This window comes from Sorangium sp. So ce367, from assembly GCF_051520455.1.
In the GTDB taxonomy this organism is placed as follows: Bacteria; Myxococcota_A; Polyangia; order Polyangiales; family Polyangiaceae; genus Sorangium; species Sorangium cellulosum_B.
Genome location: NZ_CP150334.1, coordinates 7,468,395 through 7,488,800 on the forward strand (window position 1 = coordinate 7,468,395; position 20,406 = coordinate 7,488,800).

Here is a 20,406-nt window from a genome sequence, read left to right on the forward strand (position 1 = left end):
AATTTCGACTTCTCTTGTGATACAGAAATTATTGCGTGAGAGTGGCACGATGTTGTGAGCGTTCACATGGACATCGACGTACAGCGGAAAGCGCCACGCGACCCAATGCGCTCTTCGCGCCAACCGGACCACGCCTGCGGAGGAGCGGCCGGACACGCTCTCGGCGCTGCTCCGCTGAGCAATTCGAGCGGTCGTGAACCAAACCAACTTTCGGGCATCGAGGACAATGAGAAAAACTCTTCTGGCTCTGCTGTTCGTGTCGATCCCCGGCTGCGGTGATGACCCCTCCGACACCACGACGTCGAGCACCACGACGTCGAGCGGCGGGGACAACAGCGGCGGAGCGGGCTCTTCCGGCAGCTCGTCGGTCTCGGGAGGGGGCGGGAGTGGATCCACCGGCACGGGTGATCCCGGCGGCGCCGAGGACAGCGGCGTGAGCTGCCCCGCGCCGACGTTGCCCGACGCGGCGTCTCTCCCTGTCTACGAAGCTCATCAAGATCCGTTCACGATGCTGGATGGATCACGCATCACGAAGACGTCGGAATGGGCATGTCGGCGCGCAGAGATCAAGGCGCAGGTCGAGGAGTACGAATCCGGACCGAAGCCCGCGGTGTCCAAGGATGACGTGACGGGGGAATTTTCGGGGAACAAGCTGACGGTCGGCGTCAACGAGGGCTCGAAGAGCGTCTCCTTCTCCGTCGACATCAACCGGCCTGCCGGGGCGCCCTCCGCTCCGATTCCGCTCCTCATCAGTCTCTATGGCTTTGGCAGCGTGACCCTGGACGCGAGCGTGTTCAGCCAGAACGGCGTCGCGACGGCCATCTTCAACAACAACGACATGGGCGCCCAGGGCGGCGGCGGCACGCGTGGTACGGGGATCTTCTATGACCTCTACGGCAAGGACCACCCGGCCAGCTCGATGATCGCGTGGGCCTGGGGCATCAGCCGGATCATCGACGCGCTGGAGAAGACCCCTTCGGCCAACATCGATCCGAAGCGCATCGCCGTGACGGGTTGTTCGCGGGATGGAAAGGGGGCTCTCACGGCCGGAGCGTTCGACGAGCGCATCGTGCTGACGATCCCGCAGGAGTCGGGCGCCGGCGGCTCGGCGAGCTGGCGCGTCTCACAGGCGGGGAAGGACGCCGGGGAGAACGTGCAGACCCTCTCCCATGCGGCCGGTGAGCAGCCGTGGTTCCGGGAGAGCTTCGGCGCGAACTTCGGCAGCAAGGTGACGACGCTCCCGTTCGATCATCACATGGTCATGGGCCTCGTCGCTCCGCGCGCGCTGCTCGTCGTCGACAATCGCATCGATTGGCTCGGCATCGACAGCACCTTCACGGCCGGGTCGATCGCCCACGCGATCTGGGAGGGGCTGGGCGTGCCCGACAGGATGGCTTACTCGCAGCTCGGCGGCCATGAGCACTGCCAGTTCCCCGCGCAGCAGAGGGCGATCCTCGAGGCGTACGTGAAGAAGTTCCTCGTCGGGGGCGGCACCGACGACACCAACCTGCTCGAGAGCGACGGGGCGAAGGCCGACCTCGGCCGGTGGATGACGTGGACGCCTCCGCACCTCCAGTGACCGCAGGGCTCACCCGTCGCGGAAGCGCAGCCTGACGGCCACCTCCGGCGCGGTGCGGACGGCGAGCTGGAACGTGGTCCGGCGCTTCCGGCGAAGTCCGCGGAGCTTCCTAGATGGTCCTGGACGCCCCCCGGCCGAGCGTGCGCCTCATCCCGGGGAGCGTCGCCGCGTCTTCCGCTTCCCTTGGGCTTGCGCCAGCTCTGCCCGCAGCGCCTGCACCTCGGCCTGCAGCTTGTCGTTCGCCTCGCGCGCCTTGCTCTCGGCCTCGCGCGCCTTGCTCTCGGCCTCGCGCGCCTTGCTCTCCGCACGAAGGCGTTGGGGGCCAGGCGCTTCTTCGATGTCGTCGGGTCCCAGTAGACGAACTGGTCGGAGCCGAGGGTCGCCGTGTGCGCGAGCTCGCGCTTGAGGATGAGGTACAGCGCGGTGCGGAGCTCCAGGTGGCGGTTCGTCTCGGGCACTTCCTCGGCCTCGGGGAAGTACACCGGCTCGGGCGGGCGGCTGTAGACATGGGCTCCCATCCGGCGGCTGGGTGCGGCGGCCGGACGAGGTGCAGCGGACGGGCGGGCCGTGGATTCGACAGCTGACATGGCCTGCTTCGGAGGATACCATGACCGCAACCTCTGCGACATCGACAGGCCGAGACAGCAGCGGCCGGCAGCAAAGCGCGCTGCGCGACCGCGCTCAACCCCTCAGCCGCCCGCGGCGTCCAGCATCGCCCGCAGGAGCGGCGGCGTGCGCCGCGGATCGCAGGGCGCCTTCACCGCCCGGCCCGCGACGACCGCGCTCATATGGCATGTCCCCGGCCGCGGCAGGTGATCCATCCAGTAGAGATCGAACCGGTCGTCCGGCGCGAGCCGCCGCACCATCGGCTCGAGCGGCAGCATCAGCCCCTCGCGGAAGCGGGCCAGATAGACCACGTTCGAGAGGCGAACAGGGGAGTTCAGCCCGATGCGCCGCCGCGTCCCGGACGCGTAAGGGCCCGTGTGATCGATGAACTCCACCGTCTGGAGATCGCCGTAGAGGTCCGGCTCCGTCTTCTCGACCGTCACCAGCGTCCACGCGCAGAGCGGCCGCTGCGCCCGCAGGAGCGCGCGCGTCATCTGCTCGAAGTCGGGCAGATCCGCGGCCGCCCGCGCCTCGGTGTAGTGGCCGTGCGCGAACTGGTTGCGCTCGGCCTGCATCAGGTTCGACAGCGTCTCGAACGTCTGGTTGTGCGACAGCTTGACGTCGAGCACCTCCCTCGCCATCGAGCCGATCGGATCGTCACGATCGCCGAACGCCCGCGCGGCCGTGCGCGCGAGCTCGCGCCACGCGCCGAGCGCCAGGCCGTCGCGCGTGCGCGTGCGGCCGTGGAAGTCGAGGAGCGCGCCCCACCCGGGAGGCGCCCCGCCCGCGCCCGGACCGCCCCCGCCCGCGCTCCCCCCGCCCGCGCCCGGACCGCTCGGGACGCCGCCGCGCGCCGAGGTCGGGGGCGCGCTGCCGCCGCTGAAGAAGGCCGAGACGAGCACCGTCGCGATGAAGCGCCACGTGCCCTCGAGCACGTCGAACAGCATCTTCACCCGCTCGATCGCGCTCGACGCCCCGATCGCCGCCCGCACCCGCCCCGCGATGGGATAGGGCAGGCCGCCGCTCAGCGCCGAGAGCACCCCGTGCGGATCGCCGCACTCGCGCGAGATCTCCGCCGCCCGCGCGCCCGCGTCGGCGTCGTGCAGGAGCTCCCACGACAGGGTCCGCGCGTGCTCGACCCTCCCGTCCAGGATGGGCGGCCGGCCGTGCCAGTCGCACTGCACCGCGCTCGCCATCACCGCCGGATCCGCCTTGCGGGGCACACACGCGGCGACCACGCCGGGCGCGAGCGGCGCGATCAGCGCGCCGGCGCCCGCGTGGGTCGCGACGACCGCCGCGAGCTCCTGCGCGAGCGCCCCGATGACGTGCGGCCCGACGCCGCCGAGCGCGCTCTGCTCCTCGATGCCGAACAGGACCGTCGCCCTGCGCCCGCTGCGCGACGCCTCGAGCACCTCGAACGGCGGGGCGAAGCGCGCGCTGGCCGCCCCATCGCGGAGCTCCGCCACGGGGGTGGACGCCCCCGGCGCGCCCCGCTCGCGCTCCGCCGCGAGCGGCGCGCCCCGCTCGCGCTCCGCCGCGAGCGACGCGATCGCGTGCAAGCCGAGCTCGACCTCGCGGCCGGCGACGTCCGCCTCGCCGGCGATCGTGAAATAGCCGCACGCGAACGCCCCGAGCCCCGCCGCCTCGGCGGCCTCCAGGGCCTGCCGGGCCGCGGCGGCCGCCTCCGCGGCGCCGCCCCGCACGAGCACCACCGCGGTGCCGTCCGCGTCGCCGACCGGCCGATCCGGCCACAGCCGGTGCACCGCGACCAGCGCGGCCGCCGCGCGCGAGGGCGCGCCAGCCTCGATCGGCCGCAGCAGGACGAGCGCGCCCTGGCCCTTCCGCGCGAGGAGCGACGCGCACTCCTGCTCCAGCCCGGCGCGCGCTAGCAGGCCCGTCGCCGGGTCCACCGCCCCGGCGGGGACCGACAGCGCGGCGTAGCGGCGGTCGAAGAACGTCGCGCGCATGCCGCCGACGCAGACGAAGGTGCCGTGCACGAGCGGCGACTCCTCCCCGCGCGCGAGGTGCCGCGCGCCGACCTGTACGGGCACGCTGCACTCCTCGCGGCGGCGCAGCCACCAGCGCACGCCGTCGTGCCGCAGCGAGGCCGCGAGCCGCGACGCCACGTCGGGGTAGACGAGCTCGTTGCGCTCGTCGCCCACGCGCTCCACGCGGCCGAGCCGCAGCGCGCCGACCGGCTCGAGCCGGAGCTCGTGGAGGTAGCCGTCGCGCCCCTCGATCCGCAGCCGATCCGGCGCGGCCACCTCGCCGCGCCACAGCGAGAACCCGGGCGCCTGCGTGAGCCAGAGCGTGGCGCCGCCCGCCGCGACCGACCGCAGCTCGGCCCCCGGCGCGCCCTCGAGGCCGCTCGCCTCGACGGGCGCGGGCGGGACGCTCTCGCCCGCCGGAAGGTCCCCCCCGCTGTCTTGTCCGCCCGTCACGCGTCCCTGTCCATGGTGATCCCGCGAGCCGCGTCCCCCGAGAGCATCCGGGGGCTCCTCGGGCGATTACCGCACCGCGCCACGGCAAATTCAACGCAAATGCGCTGGGGCGCATTCCTCGGCGGCCTCTCTGCACGGCCGTCCGCCGCGCGCCGCCCGCCGCGGCTTGACGCCTCCGAAGCGTTTGCATTTCCTTCCTCCGCGCCGGCAGCCCGCCCCCTGGGCGCGCTGATGGCGAGACCGACGACAAAGTCCGAGCGGATCCAGGCGAAGCGAGCGCGTTGCGACCGACGAGCCAGGGGGTCTTCCGCGCTCCACGCCAACAACCGGGAGAGAGCCGATGGCAGATAGACAGAGACATCACAGGATCACCTCCGCGCGCCGCGACGCCCGGCGCTCCTCGCTCGAGCTGCTGGCGAAGGTCGGACGCTCATCGCGGGTCTCCGTCGTCGCCGCGGTGGTCGCGCTGATCACCGGCGCGCCGGGGCGCCCCGCGCTGGCCGCCGACAAGGCGCCTGAGGGGCGATGGGTCGCTGGATGGCACAGCAGCCCGACGCCCGGCGGCACCTTCAACTCGCAGGATTGTCCCTCGGACGTCGGCCTCGCCGACCAGACGGTCCGGAACATCGTCCGCGTGAGCGCCGGCGGGAGCTCGGCGCGCGTGCGCATCTCCAACGCCGGCGGCAGCGAGCCGCTCAAGGTGGGCTCGGCGTCGGTCGCGCTCTCGGCGGGTGGAGCCGCCACGGTCGCGGGGAGCTCACTGCCGCTGCGCTTCGCAGGCCAGACCTCGATCGTCATCGCCGCGGGCGGCGAGGCGGTGAGCGACCCCGTGGCGCTGAAGGTCCAGCCGCTGCAGGCGCTGGCGGTGAACGTCTACCTTCCGGGCAAGACCGGGCCGATCACGCAACACTACTTCGCGGCACAGGACAACTTCCTCGCTTCGGGCAACCAGACAGGGAACGGCGCCGACAAGCAGTTCACACGGAAGATCTCGTGCTGGATGGCGGTGTCGGGCGTCGACGTCAAGGCCTCGCCGGACGTCGTCGGCACCCTGATCACGCTCGGCGATTCGATCACGGATGGATATCTGTCGACAAAGAACGACAACCATCGCTACCCCGATTACCTCGCGCAGCGCCTCGCCAGCCGGAAGGGGCCGACCCTCGCCGTCGCCAACGCCGGGATCATCGGGAACGAGCTGCTCACCGTCCGTCCCCAGCTCCAGTTCGGGTACCCCGTCCCTGCCCGCCTCGCGCGCGACGTGCTGACCCAGCCCGGAGCGCGCGCGATCATCTTGCTCGCAGGCATCAACGACATCGGCGACCGCTCCGCCAAGGCCGCGGATCTGATCCCGGCGATCCAGCAGATCATCCAGTCTGCCCGCGGCGCGGGGCTCAAGATCTACGGTGGAACCCTGGTGCCGTTCGCCGGCTCGAACGGCACCTACAAAGGTGACTACGGGACCGCCAAGGGCGAGCAGGAGCGGCAGAAGCTGAACACCTGGATCCGCACGAGCGGCGCCTTCGACGGGGTGATCGACTTCGACAAGGCCCTGCGCGATCCGGCCGACCCGAGCCGCCTGCTCCCGGCCTACGACGCGGACAAGCTGCACCCGAACGACGCCGGGTACCAGGCGATGGCGAACGCCGTGGACCTGGACGCGATCATCAACGCCGTCGTCAAGGGCGCCTCTCCGTAAACATCGAGTCCCCGGCGCCGCCGGCCCGGGGCGCTCGGCAAGCGCCCGTCAGCGGCGCGCTCCGGCTCAAGCCCTCTTCGCGGCGGAGAACGGATCCACGTAGGTCGTGGCGCCGATCTGTTCCCAGGTGTCGTGGCGCCCGTCGAGGTACACCACCGGGACGCCCGTGAGGTCCGCGTCGTCGAGGCAATTCAGGTTGACGGAGCAGAACTCCCCGCCGAGCTCCGGGATGTTTCCGTGCCCGAAGACACGGATACCGCAGGTCTTGCAGAACCGGGCATGGCCGGCCTCGTGCCGCGAGTAGTCGCCGAGGACCTCCTCGCCGGCGACCAGGCGGAAGGCGCTCGGCTTCACGATGATGCCCCACCACCTCGTCTTCGTGCAGATCGTGCAGTTGCACTGCGTCGTCCCGGCGCTCGGGTCGAAGTCGGCCTCGAAGCGGACGGCGTGGCAAGCGCAGCTGCCCTTGTAGGTCCGGGGGCCGGCGTTGGTCGTTGTGTGCTCGGAAGCGGCGTTGCTCATGGGCGGTGGCTCCAGGGATGGGGGGCGCGGCGCCTTCGGGCGCCTCGCCCCCGGGATGAGAGGAAGCTAGACTGGATTGCGGACAGATTCGGTCCGCAAGGAGAGAGGCGGTATCAAGCTCCTTTTGCGGCGCGGAACGGGTCCACGTACGTCGTGGAGCCGATCGGCGCCCACGTGTTGTGGAGCCCGTCGACGTACAGCACCGGAACGCCGGTGAGGTCCGCGTCGTCGAGGCAGTTCAGGTTCACGGAGCAGTAATCGCCGCCGAGCATCGGGAGGTGCCCGTGCGCGAACACGCGGATACCGCAGGTCTTGCAGAACCGGGCATGGCCGGCCTCCGATCGCGAGTGGTCGCCGAGGACCTCCTCGCCGGCGAGGAGGCGGAAGGCGCTCGGCTTCACGATGATGCCCCACCACTTCGTCTTCGCGCAGATCGTGCAGTTGCACTGCCCCGTCCCGGCGCTCGGGTCGAGGTCGGCCTCGAAGCGGACGGCGCGGCAAGCGCAGCTGCCCTTGTAGGTCCGGGGGCCGGGGGTCGTCGTTGTGTGCTCGGAAGCGGCGTTGCTCATGGGCGGTGGCTCCAGGGATCTGTGGGGCGGGGGCCGTAGGGCTCGTCGAGACGCGCCTTCGGGCGCCTCGCCCCCGGGATGAGAGGAAGCTAGACTGGATTGCGGACAGTTTCGGTCCGCAAGGAGACAGGCGGCACATGGTCCAGACGTCCGCGCGGCTGCTGAAGCTCTTGTCGCTGCTGCAATCCCGGCGCTTCTGGACGGGGGGCGAGCTGGCCCGCGAGCTCGCGATCACCGAGCGCAGCGTCCGGCGCGACGTGGATCGGCTCCGGAGCCTCGGGTACCCCGTCCACGCGGCCACCGGCATCGGCGGCGGATACCAGCTCGGCGCCGGGAAGGAGCTGCCGCCGCTGCCGCTCGAGGACGACGAGGCGGTCGCCGTCGCCGTGGGGCTGCGCGCGGCGGCGACCGGACCCGTGAGGGGGCTGGAGGAGGCGTCGGTCCGCGCGCTCGGGAAGCTCGAGCAGGTGCTCCCCAAGCGGCTCCGGCGCAAGGTGACCGCGCTGGGCGCCGTGAGCGTGCAGCTGGTCGACGGCAGCCCCACCGTCGACGCGGACGCGCTCGCCGCCATGGCGAACGCGTGCCGCGACGCCGAGGCGCTGCGCTTCGACTACAGCAGCCACAGCGGCGCCGCGAGCACGCGCGCCGTCGAGCCGTACCGGCTCGTGCACACGAGCCGCCGCTGGTACCTGCTCGCGTACGATCTCCAGCGAAACGCCTGGCGGACGTTCCGCGTCGATCGCATCCAGGGCAGGCCGAAGGCCGCGGGCCGCTTCAAGCCGCGCCCGCTGCCCGCCGAGGACGTGGCCGCCTACGTGTCGAAGTCGGTCTCCACGGACGCCTACCCGATCCGCGCGCGCGTGACCGTGCACGCCCCCGCGCAGGCCGTCTCGGAGCGCCTCTCGGGCGTGGCGGGGCGCATCGAGGCGCTGGCGCCGGACCGCTGCGTTGTCCACACCGGCGGCGGGAGCCTCGACGCGCTCGCGTTCCACCTCGGGTTCATGGGGTTCGAGTTCGAGGTGCACGAGCCGGAGGAGCTCATCGACCAGCTCCGCCGCCTGGCCGAGCGCCTCGGCCGGGCGGCGGGGCGGAGCGAGGCGGGGCGGGGCGGGGCGGGGCGGGGCGGCGAGAGAATTGAACAGGGAGGCGGGGAGACAGGGAGTATTTTGAAGATTTCCCTCCCCGTCTCCCCGTGAATTTTCCGAAGAATTTAAGTGGATGCCTCAGGGCGCGACGTCAGGTCCAGTTGCAGAACTCGAGCGAATCCGGGTCGGATGCGACCTGGACTTCCACTTCAGAGCAGTCGACAGGCTCGTAGGAGTCGAACCCCTCGCCTGGCGGCGCCGTGACGCACTTGCCGCAGCCGAACCCGGCCGGGAAGCTCTCGGACCAGTCGAACCCCTGGCCGGAGCCGTCACGCCAGACGATGACGTGCCGCGAGCTCACCCCGAGGAGCGCTGTATCGAGCACGTCGGCGTCGATCTCGCCCACGGGCACCTGGGTGCCCGGCGCGAGGAGCATGACGAAGCCCATGCCGACACCGTTGCTGTTGAGCGCCCCGCGCGGCGGCGCCGACCCGAAGCCGACGGTGAACGTCGCGCCGGAGAGGCTCCCCTCGCCGAAGTTGAAGCCGTAGTCGGGGCTCGACGAGCTCACCACCCAGACGACGGCCACCACGGCGCCCTCTGGAGCCGTATCCCCCGTGATCGGTCCGGTGACCGTGAATCCCCCCGCCCCGCCGCCCTCTCCCGTGCTGCCGCCGCCGCCCTCTCCCGCGCTGCCGCCCGGGCCTCCCTGCGTGTCATCGGAGCATGCGGGCAAGGCCAACATCATCCCCATCAACCCTGCGAACAACCATCGTGCGCTCTTCATATCCACCATCGAGCACAGCGCGCTCGATAACGGAAGCGAACCGCACTGCTTCCAGGGCGCAAAATCCTGCTCGATCCGCGCCGTTCACTCCTGTTGAAGAGCTGTTCCCTCACGCGACGCGGACGGGCTCACTCCGAGAGCGCCGCCGCGATCGTCGCGTCGAGCCCGGCGCCCCGGCCCTCGAGGAAGCGCGCATCGTCGACCGCCTCCCCCAGCGCCGCGCGCGCGGCCTCGACGCACGCCGCGAGCGCCGGCCGCTCGATGGGCGGCACCGGCGTGCCGATGGCCTCACGGAGCGCCGCGGCGCCGCCGAGCAGGCGCGCGCCGCGCTCCGCCTTCCCCGCCCGCACCGCCGCGCACGCCAGCGCCTCCAGGACGCTCGCGGAGCGCCAGAGATCGCCGAGCTCCCGGTGCAGCCGCAGGCTCGCCCGCAGGCGCCGCTCCGCGAGGGCGAGATCGCCGCGCTCGATGGCGATGAGGCCCAGGATGTTGCTCGTCCAGGCGATCCCCTCCTTGAATTTGACCTGCCGCGACAGGCCCTCGCTCTCCTCGCAGAAGCGGACCGCCTCGCCGAGCTCCCCGCGGTAGAACGCCGCGCAGCCGAGATAGAGCAGCGCCGTCGCGGTCCCCTCGCGATCGCCCGCGCGGCGGAGCTCCGGCAGGGCGAGGCGGCACGCGCCCTCCGCGCGCGCGGTGTCGCCCGAGAGCCACGCCGCGAAGCCCGAGTAGCCGAGCGCGCGCGCCGCCTCGAGCGTGTCGCCGCGGCGCGTGGCCAGCGCGAGGCTCTCGCCGTGCAGCGTGAGCGCGCGCTCGTAGTCGCCCTGCTCGCGGGCGACGCTCCCGAGGATCTGGATCACCGACGCGAGCCCGCCCTCGTCCCCGAGCTCGCGGTAGAGCGTCGCGCCCCGCTCGAGCAGCGCGCGCGCCTCGCGGTAGTCGCACTGGAGGAGCGCGAGCCTGCCCGCGCCCCGGAGCGCCGACGCCACGTGCTCGGGCGCGACGCCCCCGGCGCCCGCGAGCGCCCGGCCGAGCCACGCGCGGCCCTCCTGGTAGTGCCCGTGGATGTACCAGAACCGCGAGAGCGCCGCGGCGAGGCGCACCGCGGCGCCCGCGTCGGCGCCCGCGAGCGCGAGCTCCAGGGCGAGGCGGAGGTTGTCGTGCTCGAGATCGAGCGCCGCGAGCCACGCGGCCTGCTCGGTCCCGCCGAGCGCCTCGGCGGCGCGATCGGCGAGCTCCAGCGACAGCTCGACGAAGCGCCGGTTGCACGCCTCGGCGGCGCCCTCCTCGACGAGCCGATCGAGGCCGTACTCGCGGAGGATCGTGAGCATCTGGAAGCGCGGCTCCTCGCCCGCGACCTGGAGCACGAGGCTCTTGTCGATCAGCGACTCGAGGATCCCGAGCGCGTCGAGCGCCGGATCGCGGAAGGCGCACATCTGGTCCGCCATGGCCAGGGAGAAGCCGCCCGCGAACACGGCGAGCGTGCGGAAGGCGAGCTGCTCCTCCGGATCGAGGAGGCCGTAGCTCCAGTCGATGGCGGCGCGCATGGTCTGCTGGCGCTCGGGCAGATCGCGCGCGCCGCCCGTGAGCAGGCGGAACGAGCCCGCGGGCGCGGAGGCGCGCCCGGCCGCCCCGCGGTCGCCGAAGCGCGAGAGCAGCGCCGCGGGGGTGAGGACCCGGAGGCGGGACGCGGCGAGCTCGATCGCGAGCGGCAGGCCGTCGAGGCGCGCGCAGATCTCCACGATCTCCGCGGCGTTGTCGGGGCCGAGCTGGAAGCCGGGCTTGATCGCGGCGGCCCGGCGGCAGAACAGGCTCACCGCCGAGCTCGCCAGCGCGGCGTCGACCGTGACGTCGCGCGGCTCCGGCACCTCCAGCGGCGGCACGACGTAGCGCCGCTCGCCCGAGAGGTTCAGCGCGGCGCGGCTCGTCACGAGGAGCGAGAGGTGCGGGCAGCTCGCGGCGAGGTGCGCGATCGCCGGCGCCGCGGCCGTCAGGTGCTCGAGGTTGTCGAGCAGGAGCAGCAGGCGGCGGTCGCGGAGGAACTGGACAACGCGCTCGAGATCCGGCCGCGCGCCGCCCTCGCCGAGGCAGAGCGCCTGCGCGATCGCCGAGGGCACCAGTGCCGCCTCGCGCAGCGACGCGAGGGGCACGAAGCAGACGCCGCCGGGGAACACGGAGACGAGCTCCTCGGCGACCTGGAGCGCGAGCCGGGTCTTGCCGGTGCCGCCGACGCCGGTGAGCGTGAGCAGGCCGGCCTCGGGGTCGAGCAGGAGCGCGGCGATCTCGGCGCGCTCGCGGGCGCGGCCCACGAACGGCGTGCGCTGGACCGGCAGGTTGTGGCGCGGCCGCTCGGCCTCCGGCGAGCCGAACAGGCCGAGCGGCGGCGTGCCGGAGGAGCCGGGCGGCGGCGGCGAGGTGCCGAGCGGCGGCGTGCTGTGGGAGCCGAGCGGCAGCGAGGCGCCGGGCGGCAGGGTGCCATGGGGGCCGAGCGGCGGAGCGCCGTGGAAGCCGGGCGGCGAGGTGCCGTGGAGGCCGGGCGGCGCCAAGAAGCGGTCCGAGTCGCGGTGCGCGCCGCCGGGGAGCGCCTGGGGCGGGGCCTCGACCGTGCCCGCGAGCTCGATGGTGTCGGTGCTGAGCATGTCCGCGGGCACGCCGCCCCGGCGCGACGCCGGCCCGCCGGCGCCGGGCGGCTCGGCGGCCGCCGAGGAGCCCTCGAGCGCGGCGCGCAGCGCGAGGCTCTGCTGGCGGACCGAAGGGAAACGCCCGGCCGGGTCGCGGTCGCACGACCGCAAGAACCACGCGTCGAACGCGGGCGGGAGCCACCGCCAGCGCGTCGACGGCGGGTAGAGCCGCATCACGAGGAGCGCCGCCATCAGCTCGGCCATGCTGTTGGCGGTCCAGTAGATGTCGCCGGTCAGGAGGCGGACGGCGATGAGGCCGATCGCCCACACGTCCGCCGCGGGGCCGATCTGGTCCGAGCGCCCGCGCGCCTGCTCGGGGGCCATGTAGATGGGCGTGCCGATCGCCGTGCCCGTGGCGGTGATCCCGCCCGACGCGCCGAGCGCGCCCGGGTCGACCGCCTTGACCAGGCCGAGATCGAGGATCTTCACGCGCTCCCGCCCGTCGTCGCCGATCGCGAGGAAGAGGTTCGCGGGCTTGAGATCGCGGTGGGAGAGGCCCCGCGCGTGGGCGAGCTCGAGGGTCTCGGCGACCTCGCAGAGCCAGCGCTGCACCTCGCCGGGCGAGCGCCTGCCCTGGGTGGTGACGAGCTGCTCCAGGTCGTGGCCCCGGAGCAGCTCCATCACCAGGAAGGGGGCACCGTCGAGCTCGCGGGCGAAGCCGGCGTCGAGCATGCGCACGAACCCGGGCGCGTCGAGGAGCCGCATGGCCCGGATCTCGCGCTCGAACCGGGAGGCCGCCGCCGTGCCTGCCGCGTGCGTCCGGAGCAGGACCTTCACCGCGACCTGACCCCCTCCGTCCAGGTCGTCGGCCATGTACACAACGCCCGCGCCGCCGCGGCCGATCTCGCTCAGGAGACGGTAGCGGCCACCAAGGACGAGCGGGCAATCCGGCGAGAGCATGAGGCGGCCGCGACCGGGACGAGCTCGGGAGAGGCCACGGCGACGGCAGCTTACCACAGGGGGCGCCGACGCCCCGCCATCGGCGGCTTCCGTCCCACCGTGAGGTGTCCTCGGGAGAGAGAGCGGCGCCCGAGCTCCCGCTCGGCATGTTCGCCCGGGACTCTCACGTGCTCTCCGCGGCGGAGCCCGGGTTGGGCGAAGCCGCTCCTTCGGATCGGCGCAAGTCCCACGACAACGCATCGCGTCATTCACGAGCGCCGCACGGCTGTGTCACTTGGATGTTATTTGCAATTATATTGCGAATAACACTTCTCCAGGAGCATCGATTGGCGGTATAGGGAGCGTGCGCTTCAAGGCGTCGAATCACGAGGAGGCGGGGCGATCGCATTCGCACGCTGGCGAGCCCGCGCTCGGCCGCCGGGCGCGCGTCGCCGGGCGCTCTGGCCGGTCATCGCCGCGCCTTGGCCGGGATCTGCGGCAGCGCGTGGATCGCTCGTGTCATGCGCTCAGGAGAAATGGATGCGACTGCTGAAATACAAACCTAGCAAGCTGGCCGTCACCGCCCGGAGGAACCGACAGGAGCTCATCCAGGCCGGGCTCACCCGGCGCGATCTCGTCAAGATGGGGCTCATGGCGGGCAGCGGGTACCTGGTCACCAAGAGCGGGCTGAGCGCGCGCGCCAGCGACGAGCCCGAGAGCCCGCCCACGACGCCGTGGTCTCAGCCGCTGGTCGTTCCGCCCGTCGCCTCCAACGTCACCTTGACGCCGGCGCCGGCGGAGCTCGCCGTGACAGGGGAAGCGCCGCGGGCGGCGCACCCGTTCTGGACCCGCTTCTTGCCCCAGAAGAAGTACGAGCTCCGGGCCCAGGTGTTCCAGCACAGCTATCACCCTGAGCTGCCATCGAACACGGCGTGGGGCTGGGGCGGCACGCTGCCGGGCACGACGATCATGGCGCGTTATGGCGAGCCGATCTCCGTGCGCTTTCGCAACGAATTGCCGGCGCTCTCGGCGCACGCGGGCTTCGGCCGGCCCGAGGTCTCGACCCACCTGCACAACCTGCACACGGCGCCGCCGAGCGACGGCTTCCCCAACGATTTCTACGCCACAGGCGTGTTCAAGGACCACCATTACATCAACGCTTACGCCGGCTTCGACACGCCCGCGTACTTCCCGCTCGGCGACCCGCGCGAGGCGCTCGGCACGCTCTGGTATCACGACCACCGCGCCGATTTCACGTCGCAGAACGTCTACCGTGGCCTCGCCGGCTTCTATCTGCTCTTCGACGACGTCGACTCGGGCGACGAGGGAGACACGAGCCCGACGGCGCTCCGGCTCCCGAGCGGCGAGTACGACGTGCCGCTCCTGTTCACCGATCGGGTCTTCGACGAGGACGGCCAGATCTACTTCGACATGTTCAACTTCGACGGCATCCTGGGAGACAAGTTCCTCGTCAACGGCAAGATTCAGCCGTTCTTCAAGGTCGCCCGGCGCAAGTACCGATTCCGCCTGCTCAACGGCGGGCCGTCACGCTACTACCGGTTCTACCTGAGCAACGGGGCCAACTTCACGATCATCTCGAGCGACGGCAACCTGCTGCCGGCGCCCATCACCGCGCAGAGCGTGCGGCTCGCCGTGGCCGAGCGGGTCGACGTCGTCATCGATTTCACGAACGCGCCTATCGGCAGCAACATCATCCTCGAGAACCGCCAGGCGCAGGACGACGGCCGCGGGCCGGATGAAGACATCCTGCCCGCAGGGCAGGGCAATGCCGTCCTGCGCTTCGAGGTCGACCGCAACGCCCCTGACCCGAGCCAGGTCCCCGCCACGCTCCGCCAGCTGCCGCCTGTCAACCTGAGCGAGGTCGCCGCGACGCGGACGTGGGAGCTGGAGCGAACGAACGGCGCGTGGGCCATCAACGGCCAGTTTTACGACCCGAATGTCGTCCGGGCGAACCCGACCCGAGGCACCGCCGAGATCTGGACCCTGAGAAACTCGTCGGGCGGATGGTCGCACCCGCTCCACATTCACCACGAGGAGTTCCGGATCCTCAGCATCGACGGCGCGCCGCCGCCGCCGCGCCTCGCCGGGCGGAAGGACGTCATCGACGTGGGTCGACTCACGGGCTCGGAGATCCAGATCTTCCTGCGGTTCCGCGATTATGTCGGGCGCTACGTGATGCACTGTCACAACACGCTCCACGAGGACCACGCCATGATGCTCCGCTGGGACATCATCCCCTGACCGGAGCTGGAGACGCCGTATGTCGAACCGTGTCCGGATGCTCCGCTGGGGCCTGTACGCGCTGTGCGCGCTCGCCCCGGCGGCCTACGTCATGGCGAGCGAGGGGCCCCCGGCGAAGCCGCGGGCGGCGGCGCGCTTCGCGCCGAGCCGTGGCGGCTTCGGCGCCAACTACTTTCCCGACGTGACGCTGCGCACCCACGAGGGAAAGGAGGTCCGCCTCTATGACGACCTCCTCAAGGACAAGGTCGTCGTCATCAACTTCATGTATGCGCGCTGCGAGGGGATCTGCCCGGGCACCACCGCCAACCTGCGCAGGGTGCAAAACAGGCTCGGGGACGCGGTCGGCCGCGACGTCTTCATGTACTCGTTCACCCTCAAGCCCGAAGAAGACACGCCCGACGTGCTGCGCACGTACGCGGCGGCCCACGGCGTCAAGCCGGGCTGGCTCTTCCTGACAGGGAGCGCCGGCGATCTCGATCTCGTGCGGCGCAAGCTCGGCTTCGTCGACCCCGATCCGGAGATCGACGGGAGCGCATCGTCGCATATCGGCGTGGTCCTGTACGGGAACGTGGCCCACCAGCAGTGGGCCGCGTGCCCCTGCCTGACGAACCCCGACGTCATGCTGGAGCAGATCCTCTGGATGCTCCCGCAAGAAAAGCGCCCCGGCATCGGCGTCGCGCCCCGCGCGCCCGCCGAGGTCAGCCAGCTGCCGCCGGTCCACCCGTGACGCCGCGCCGACTCGCCCTCGCGAGGCTCGCGCTCGCCCCGCTGATGACCGTCCTCGCCTGCCGCGGCGAAGGCGAGGACGGCGCCCGCTATCACAGCCGGGGCGTGCTCCGCAACATCGCGTATCCGGACGGTCAGCGGGTCTTGCTCATCCATCACGAGCCGATCCCCGACTTCGTGAGCCGCGACGGCCGCAAGAAGGGCATGGCCTCGATGGCGATGCCGTTCGGCGTCGCCCGAGAGGTGTCGCTCGATGGCCTGGCGCTCGACGACACCATCGAGTTCACGTTCGTCGTCGACTGGGAGCGGTACCCGACGTCGCTCGTCACCGACCTCAAGGAGCTGCCGCCCGGCACGCCGCTGCAGACAACGCCTCCCTGACATACGCCACGCGAAGCGCTCCCTCGCGTTGCGGGAAGCAGGTATGCTCGGCGCCGCGTTGGAGGGATGGCGCCGAGCACCAGCGAGAGCCCGCGCTCCGGCGCGACCCGCGGCCACGGAGCCGGCGCTCCGCGGCCCGGAACGCCGCCCCCCGCTGCTCGCCACGAGAGAGCTCCATGACCAGCACCGATGACAAGAGCGACGTGTTCCTCATCCCGATGCCCGGCAAGCGCGTGGCGCGCATCCCCGTCGCGGTCCTCGAGCGCTACCTCGACGAGGCCACGCGCGTCGTGCACGACCCCACCGAGCCGGAGAGCGACGTGACCGCCCACGGGATGTCCGTCGACCCCGCGACGGGCGCGAGCGTCTGGCACACCGAGTGGGAGCTCGGCCCTTGCGACTACACCGACGAGAGCGGGTTCCCGCAGAGCGCCTACGCCTGGCACCGCCACCCGCTCGGGACCGAGTACACCGAGATCTACCAGAAGTGAGCGCGCCCCGGCCGGCCGTGCCCCGCTCCTTCCCGCGCGCGCCTCGCGCGCCTCGCTCTCCACGCGCGCTCCACGCGAAAGCTCGCCCGCGCCGCCTGCGCCGACCGGGCGCGCCGCTCCTCGCGGCGGCCGCCGGCGCGCTCCTCCTCGCCTCGCTCGCCCCGGCCTGCATCGAGCGCGGCTACCCCCTCGCCGGGAGCGGGCAGGTCGAGCTCCGCGCCGACGTCGCCGGTCCGCTGTTCGCCGCCGACACGCTCGACGAGGCGGGCAAGCCGGTGCTGCCCCGCCAGAGCCCCTGGCGGACCGCGGTCTCGCTCAAGCTCACCGAGGCGAACGAGCCGGCGTACGGCGGCTACGTCGAGGTCCGCGCCGTCCCGAGCGAGGCGCTCGCGCTGCACCCCGTGGAACGCGACCAGGAAGCCGGGGCCTCGTGCGCCGTGAAGGACGGCGCGTTCCGCTGCACCGCAGGAACCCAGGGCTACGCCCGCTTCACCGCCGCCTCGGAGGGCGACTGGTCCGGCGAGGCGCGGCTCGTCGTCTCGTGGGCCGACCGCACCGAGGAGCTCCCGATCACGATCCTCCCCGCGGGCTTGCCGGAGGACGCCACCAACTTCGCGCTCATCGCGGGGGGCCTCGGCGACAGCGACCGGGTGCTCGCGACCTACGTCCCCCTCATGTGCACGATCGGCCCCCTGCCGGACGATCTCGGCGCCACCTGGCGGCCGGGCGCGATCCGGGCGCGCGAGGCGCGCGTCCGCGCGTCGCCTCCCCTGAACGCGCCGGGCGTCGTGGAGCACGCGCCCGTGATCATCGAGTCGCTGCACAGCGAGGCCGCCCTCTCGCTCACCCCCGATTGCCGCGAGCGCACCTCGCGCCTGCGCGTGCTGCTCGGCGCGACCGGGGAGAGCCCGCCCTTCATCCTGTGCTTCAGCGACCTCGGCGGCGAGGTGAAGATCGCCGTGAGCTCGGGGCAGAAGGCGCTCGACCCGATCCCCACGCTCACCGTCGACCCCGAGCCGCGCCTGCTCCGCGTGCGCGCCCTCCGGAGCGTCGTCGCCGCGGGGACGCCCGGCGATCTGTTCGAGGTGAGCGCCTACAACGCCGAGCGCGTGCGCATCGCCGTCCCCGTCGACCTGACCGTCGGCGACGACCAGGTGATCGCGCTCGGCGAGGCGTCCGTGACCCTGCGCGGCGAGGACAGCGAGGCGACGATCATCCAGGGCGTCGCCGTCGCGCCGGGGACGACGACGCTCCGTGTGACGCCCCGCCTGCTCGCGACCCCGGAGTGCTCCTCCGAGCCCATCACCGTCACGCCGGAGCCGGAGCCGGAAGAGGAAACCGAAACGGAGACTGAGCCGGAGCCCGAGCCGGGCGCCGGAGGGGGAGGGGGAGGCTCGCCGTGAGCGCACGCAGATCCGCCATGTTCCTGTCGGCCGTGGCGCTCGCGCTCGCGATCGCCGCGCCCGCCGCCGCGCCGGCGCAGGACGATCCCGAGACGGACACCGGGGAGACCGGCGACGAGGAGACGCCGGAGCCGGCCGCCATCCTGAGGCGCCCGACCGACGCGACGCCGATGGCCGTCCCCGCCGACTTCGGCGGCAGCCTGCAGGTCGTGCGCGCGCCGGCGGGCACGGCCAGCGCCGCGTCGTCGGCCGGCGGGCCGGAGATCTTCCCGGACGCGCGCCGCGTCTGGATGAGCGTCCGCGACACCGATCCGGTCCCGATCGAGGCCGCGCGCCGCGGCGGCCGCTGGCTGTGCAGCGGCGGCGGCTGCGCCGCGCAGACCGGCGATCCCGGGCAGAGCCCGATCGGCGACCAGATGCTGCGCTCGATCAAGCTCCAGACCCCGACGCTGCCCCTGCCGCTCACGGTGTGGGGGCGGCTCACCGAGGACGGCCAGCGCCTGCTCGATTTCGACCCGGTGCTGCTCGGCCGCCGCTCGTACCGGCACGTCTGCGCCTACCGCCCGGTCGCCGACGCCCCGCGGTCTCCCGTGGGCGCGCCGTCCGCACCCGTCGCGCCGGGCGCGCCGCTGTCGCCGCTATCGCCCGACCGAGTGGACGTCTGCCGCGACGGCCGGCCCGAGCCGCCGCCGGCCGACGCGGGTGAGCTCACGCTGGGCATGCAGTGGCCGAAGCAGTCGGAGATGGCCGATTTCCACTACCTCGCCATCGTCGACAGCTGCGGCAACGCCCGGGTGCAGCCGTTCCAGCGCACGTTCACCGTGCCGGTCCTCGAGGTCGCCTCGGGCGGCTGCGGGCGCCCCGATGGCAAGGTCCTCCGCGTCTTCCCGGGCGGCGGCTGGCTCCGGGTCACCGCCTTCAACCTCCACGCGCCCGCGGCGGCCAACGTCGTCAACGCGACGTACCGGGTCACCGTCCCGCCGCTCGAGAACCTCGTCGAGTCGAACCCCGCGCGGCTCCTCTTCCCCGATCCGCTCGCCGACGACCTGAAGGTCGACTGCGGCCCCACGCCGATCGCCCCCCGCACGGACGCCGGGAGCCTCCCGCCGCCCGGGAGCGCCCGTCCGCCCGGGCCGCGGGGGGCGTCCCCTGCCCCGCCGCGGGATCGGGGACCTGCCGGCGCGAATGGACGGCTCCAGGGCGGCGCAGGCGCCGGCCGGCGGCCCTCGACGGCGGCGCAGGCCGGTCCGACGGCGCAGCCCGGCGCGGCGGCGCAGGCCCCCCCTCCGGCGCAGGCGCAGCCCCCGGCCGGGCTGCCGCCGCCTCGCCGGGCGCCCGACGTGGATCCATCGCGCCCCGGGCCGCAGCCGCTCGCGCACGGCGCGGTCGTCATCTCGCCGGCGCCGCTCCGGCTGGGCAACTGCCGGATCCGGCTGACGGGCCAGGCCAAGAACCGGCTCGTGGCGCCGCTCGCGCTCCATGTCTCGCTGACGCGCACCGATCAGATGCGGGGCGGCACGCCGATCGAGCTCCTCCAGAACGGCACGTGGATCGTCACGCCGAGCAGCGCGGAGTTCCCGATCCCGCCGCTCGCGGAGGACTTCGACGGGGACGCGCGGCTCCGGCTGGCCGTCTACAGCGATCCGCTGAGCCCGCAGGGCAAGGTGGTGCTCGTCTCCGACGCGGGCCGCGTCGCGAGCTCGCTGCGCTCGAACGAGCCCGGCGAGCCGGAGCGCGCCCGGCGCCTCGTGGGATCGGTGGCGATCCACTCGGTCCCGCTGTGCGGCGAGGACAACTTCCAGACGCTCGAGGCCGCGGGGACCTGCTTCCGCGCGTACCTCACCGTCCCGGCGATGCTGGCGACGCTGCAGGTCACCCGCGCGCCGTGGGTGGAGAAGCCCCTCGTCACGCGGAGCGTGCTCAGCGCCGTCGGCGTCGCGCTCGCGATCGACCGCTACGACCCGGTGGAGCGCCGGGCCTTCCCGATCGCGGCGCAGCTCGGCGGCTTCGTGCAGACGCTCGGCGAGGGGCGGGTCGGCCTCCTCGGCTACGTCGGCGTCGCGCCGACGATCCCCATCCTCGGCTCGGGCGGCAACACAACGTCGTTCGGCTTCCTGGCGGGGCTCGGGCTGGAGTACATCACCAACGAGGCCGGGCCCGACGAGGGGCTCAAGCCCGCCGCGTTCGTGTCCGCGGTCGTGCAGGTGGGCCAGGCCGCCCCGCAGGTCTCCACGAGCGGCCGGGCGAGCTTCGGCACCTACGCCGGCGACTGAGCCGCCGCGGCGCGGGGCGCGAGGC

The 20,406-nt window shown here is 72.8% G+C and carries 14 protein-coding genes; 9 read left to right on the top strand and 5 right to left on the bottom strand.

The features are described 5' to 3' along the window. The first annotated feature begins 226 nt into the window (after positions 1-226). A complete protein-coding gene (locus tag WME97_RS28280; protein ID WP_437541873.1) occupies positions 227-1,579 on the top strand; it encodes a glucuronyl esterase domain-containing protein in 1,353 nt (450 codons plus the stop codon). 689 nt (positions 1,580-2,268) lie between these two features. On the opposite strand, the gene WME97_RS28285 is transcribed toward WME97_RS28280, so the two are convergent. Beyond that, positions 2,269-4,626, bottom strand: a complete 2,358-nt coding sequence (locus WME97_RS28285) for a hypothetical protein (RefSeq protein WP_437541875.1) — start codon at positions 4,624-4,626, stop codon at positions 2,269-2,271. A 340-nt stretch (positions 4,627-4,966) separates the two neighbouring features. Between WME97_RS28285 and WME97_RS28290 the strand changes: the two genes are divergently transcribed. Then, positions 4,967-6,325 (top strand): SGNH/GDSL hydrolase family protein, encoded by a 1,359-nt coding sequence (locus tag WME97_RS28290; RefSeq protein ID WP_437541877.1) that lies wholly within the window; start codon positions 4,967-4,969, stop codon positions 6,323-6,325. Positions 6,326-6,391: 66 nt separating this feature from the next. On the opposite strand, the gene WME97_RS28295 is transcribed toward WME97_RS28290, so the two are convergent. Beyond that, positions 6,392-6,847 carry a GFA family protein gene (locus tag WME97_RS28295; protein ID WP_437541880.1) on the bottom strand — a complete coding sequence of 152 codons (456 nt, stop codon included), beginning with the start codon at positions 6,845-6,847 and terminating at the stop codon, positions 6,392-6,394. Positions 6,848-6,960: 113 nt separating this feature from the next. After that, positions 6,961-7,416, bottom strand: coding sequence for a GFA family protein (locus tag WME97_RS28300; RefSeq protein WP_437541882.1), 456 nt, complete (start codon positions 7,414-7,416; stop codon positions 6,961-6,963). Positions 7,417-7,553: 137 nt separating this feature from the next. Between WME97_RS28300 and WME97_RS28305 the strand changes: the two genes are divergently transcribed. Beyond that, positions 7,554-8,612, top strand: coding sequence for a helix-turn-helix transcriptional regulator (locus WME97_RS28305; protein WP_437541884.1), 1,059 nt, complete (start codon positions 7,554-7,556; stop codon positions 8,610-8,612). Positions 8,613-8,652: 40 nt separating this feature from the next. Here WME97_RS28305 and WME97_RS28310 read toward each other — a convergent pair whose 3' ends face one another. Then, positions 8,653-9,288 (bottom strand): hypothetical protein, encoded by a 636-nt coding sequence (locus tag WME97_RS28310; RefSeq protein WP_437541887.1) that lies wholly within the window; start codon positions 9,286-9,288, stop codon positions 8,653-8,655. Positions 9,289-9,416: 128 nt separating this feature from the next. Next, positions 9,417-12,866, bottom strand: a complete 3,450-nt coding sequence (locus tag WME97_RS28315) for a protein kinase domain-containing protein (RefSeq protein WP_437541888.1) — start codon at positions 12,864-12,866, stop codon at positions 9,417-9,419. Positions 12,867-13,385: 519 nt separating this feature from the next. Between WME97_RS28315 and WME97_RS28320 the strand changes: the two genes are divergently transcribed. The 6 genes from WME97_RS28320 to WME97_RS28345 all read left to right on the top strand — a co-directional run bounded on the left by WME97_RS28320 (position 13,386) and on the right by WME97_RS28345 (position 20,381). Beyond that, positions 13,386-15,107 (top strand): multicopper oxidase family protein, encoded by a 1,722-nt coding sequence (locus tag WME97_RS28320; protein ID WP_437541890.1) that lies wholly within the window; start codon positions 13,386-13,388, stop codon positions 15,105-15,107. Positions 15,108-15,126: 19 nt separating this feature from the next. Continuing rightward, positions 15,127-15,834 (top strand): SCO family protein, encoded by a 708-nt coding sequence (locus WME97_RS28325; RefSeq protein WP_437541892.1) that lies wholly within the window; start codon positions 15,127-15,129, stop codon positions 15,832-15,834. Beyond that, on the top strand, positions 15,831-16,214 hold the full coding sequence (locus WME97_RS28330; protein ID WP_437541894.1) for a hypothetical protein: 384 nt from the start codon (positions 15,831-15,833) through the stop codon (positions 16,212-16,214). The genes WME97_RS28325 and WME97_RS28330 overlap by 4 nt, the downstream gene beginning before the upstream one ends. 176 nt (positions 16,215-16,390) lie before the next feature. Then, a complete protein-coding gene (locus tag WME97_RS28335; RefSeq protein ID WP_437541897.1) occupies positions 16,391-16,705 on the top strand; it encodes a hypothetical protein in 315 nt (104 codons plus the stop codon). A 17-nt stretch (positions 16,706-16,722) separates the two neighbouring features. Then, positions 16,723-18,108: a hypothetical protein gene (locus WME97_RS28340; protein ID WP_437541899.1), complete on the top strand. Its 1,386-nt coding sequence runs from the start codon at positions 16,723-16,725 to the stop codon at positions 18,106-18,108. Continuing rightward, positions 18,105-20,381, top strand: a complete 2,277-nt coding sequence (locus WME97_RS28345; RefSeq protein ID WP_437541901.1) for a hypothetical protein — start codon at positions 18,105-18,107, stop codon at positions 20,379-20,381. The genes WME97_RS28340 and WME97_RS28345 overlap by 4 nt, the downstream gene beginning before the upstream one ends. The last annotated feature ends 25 nt before the right edge of the window (positions 20,382-20,406 follow it).

What these genes read in the sequence shown, in the direction of transcription:
- WME97_RS28280 (WP_437541873.1), top strand. Translation starts at nt 227, where the DNA reads ATGAGAAAAACTCTTCTGGCTCTGCTGTTCGTGTCGATCCCCGGCTGC.
- WME97_RS28290 (WP_437541877.1), top strand. Translation starts at nt 4,967, where the DNA reads ATGGCAGATAGACAGAGACATCACAGGATCACCTCCGCGCGCCGCGAC.
- WME97_RS28295 (WP_437541880.1), bottom strand. Translation starts at nt 6,847, where the DNA reads ATGAGCAACGCCGCTTCCGAGCACACAACGACCAACGCCGGCCCCCGG.
- WME97_RS28300 (WP_437541882.1), bottom strand. Translation starts at nt 7,416, where the DNA reads ATGAGCAACGCCGCTTCCGAGCACACAACGACGACCCCCGGCCCCCGG.
- WME97_RS28305 (WP_437541884.1), top strand. Translation starts at nt 7,554, where the DNA reads ATGGTCCAGACGTCCGCGCGGCTGCTGAAGCTCTTGTCGCTGCTGCAA.
- WME97_RS28310 (WP_437541887.1), bottom strand. Translation starts at nt 9,288, where the DNA reads ATGAAGAGCGCACGATGGTTGTTCGCAGGGTTGATGGGGATGATGTTG.
- WME97_RS28315 (WP_437541888.1), bottom strand. Translation starts at nt 12,866, where the DNA reads ATGCTCTCGCCGGATTGCCCGCTCGTCCTTGGTGGCCGCTACCGTCTC.
- WME97_RS28320 (WP_437541890.1), top strand. Translation starts at nt 13,386, where the DNA reads ATGCGACTGCTGAAATACAAACCTAGCAAGCTGGCCGTCACCGCCCGG.
- WME97_RS28325 (WP_437541892.1), top strand. Translation starts at nt 15,127, where the DNA reads ATGTCGAACCGTGTCCGGATGCTCCGCTGGGGCCTGTACGCGCTGTGC.
- WME97_RS28335 (WP_437541897.1), top strand. Translation starts at nt 16,391, where the DNA reads ATGACCAGCACCGATGACAAGAGCGACGTGTTCCTCATCCCGATGCCC.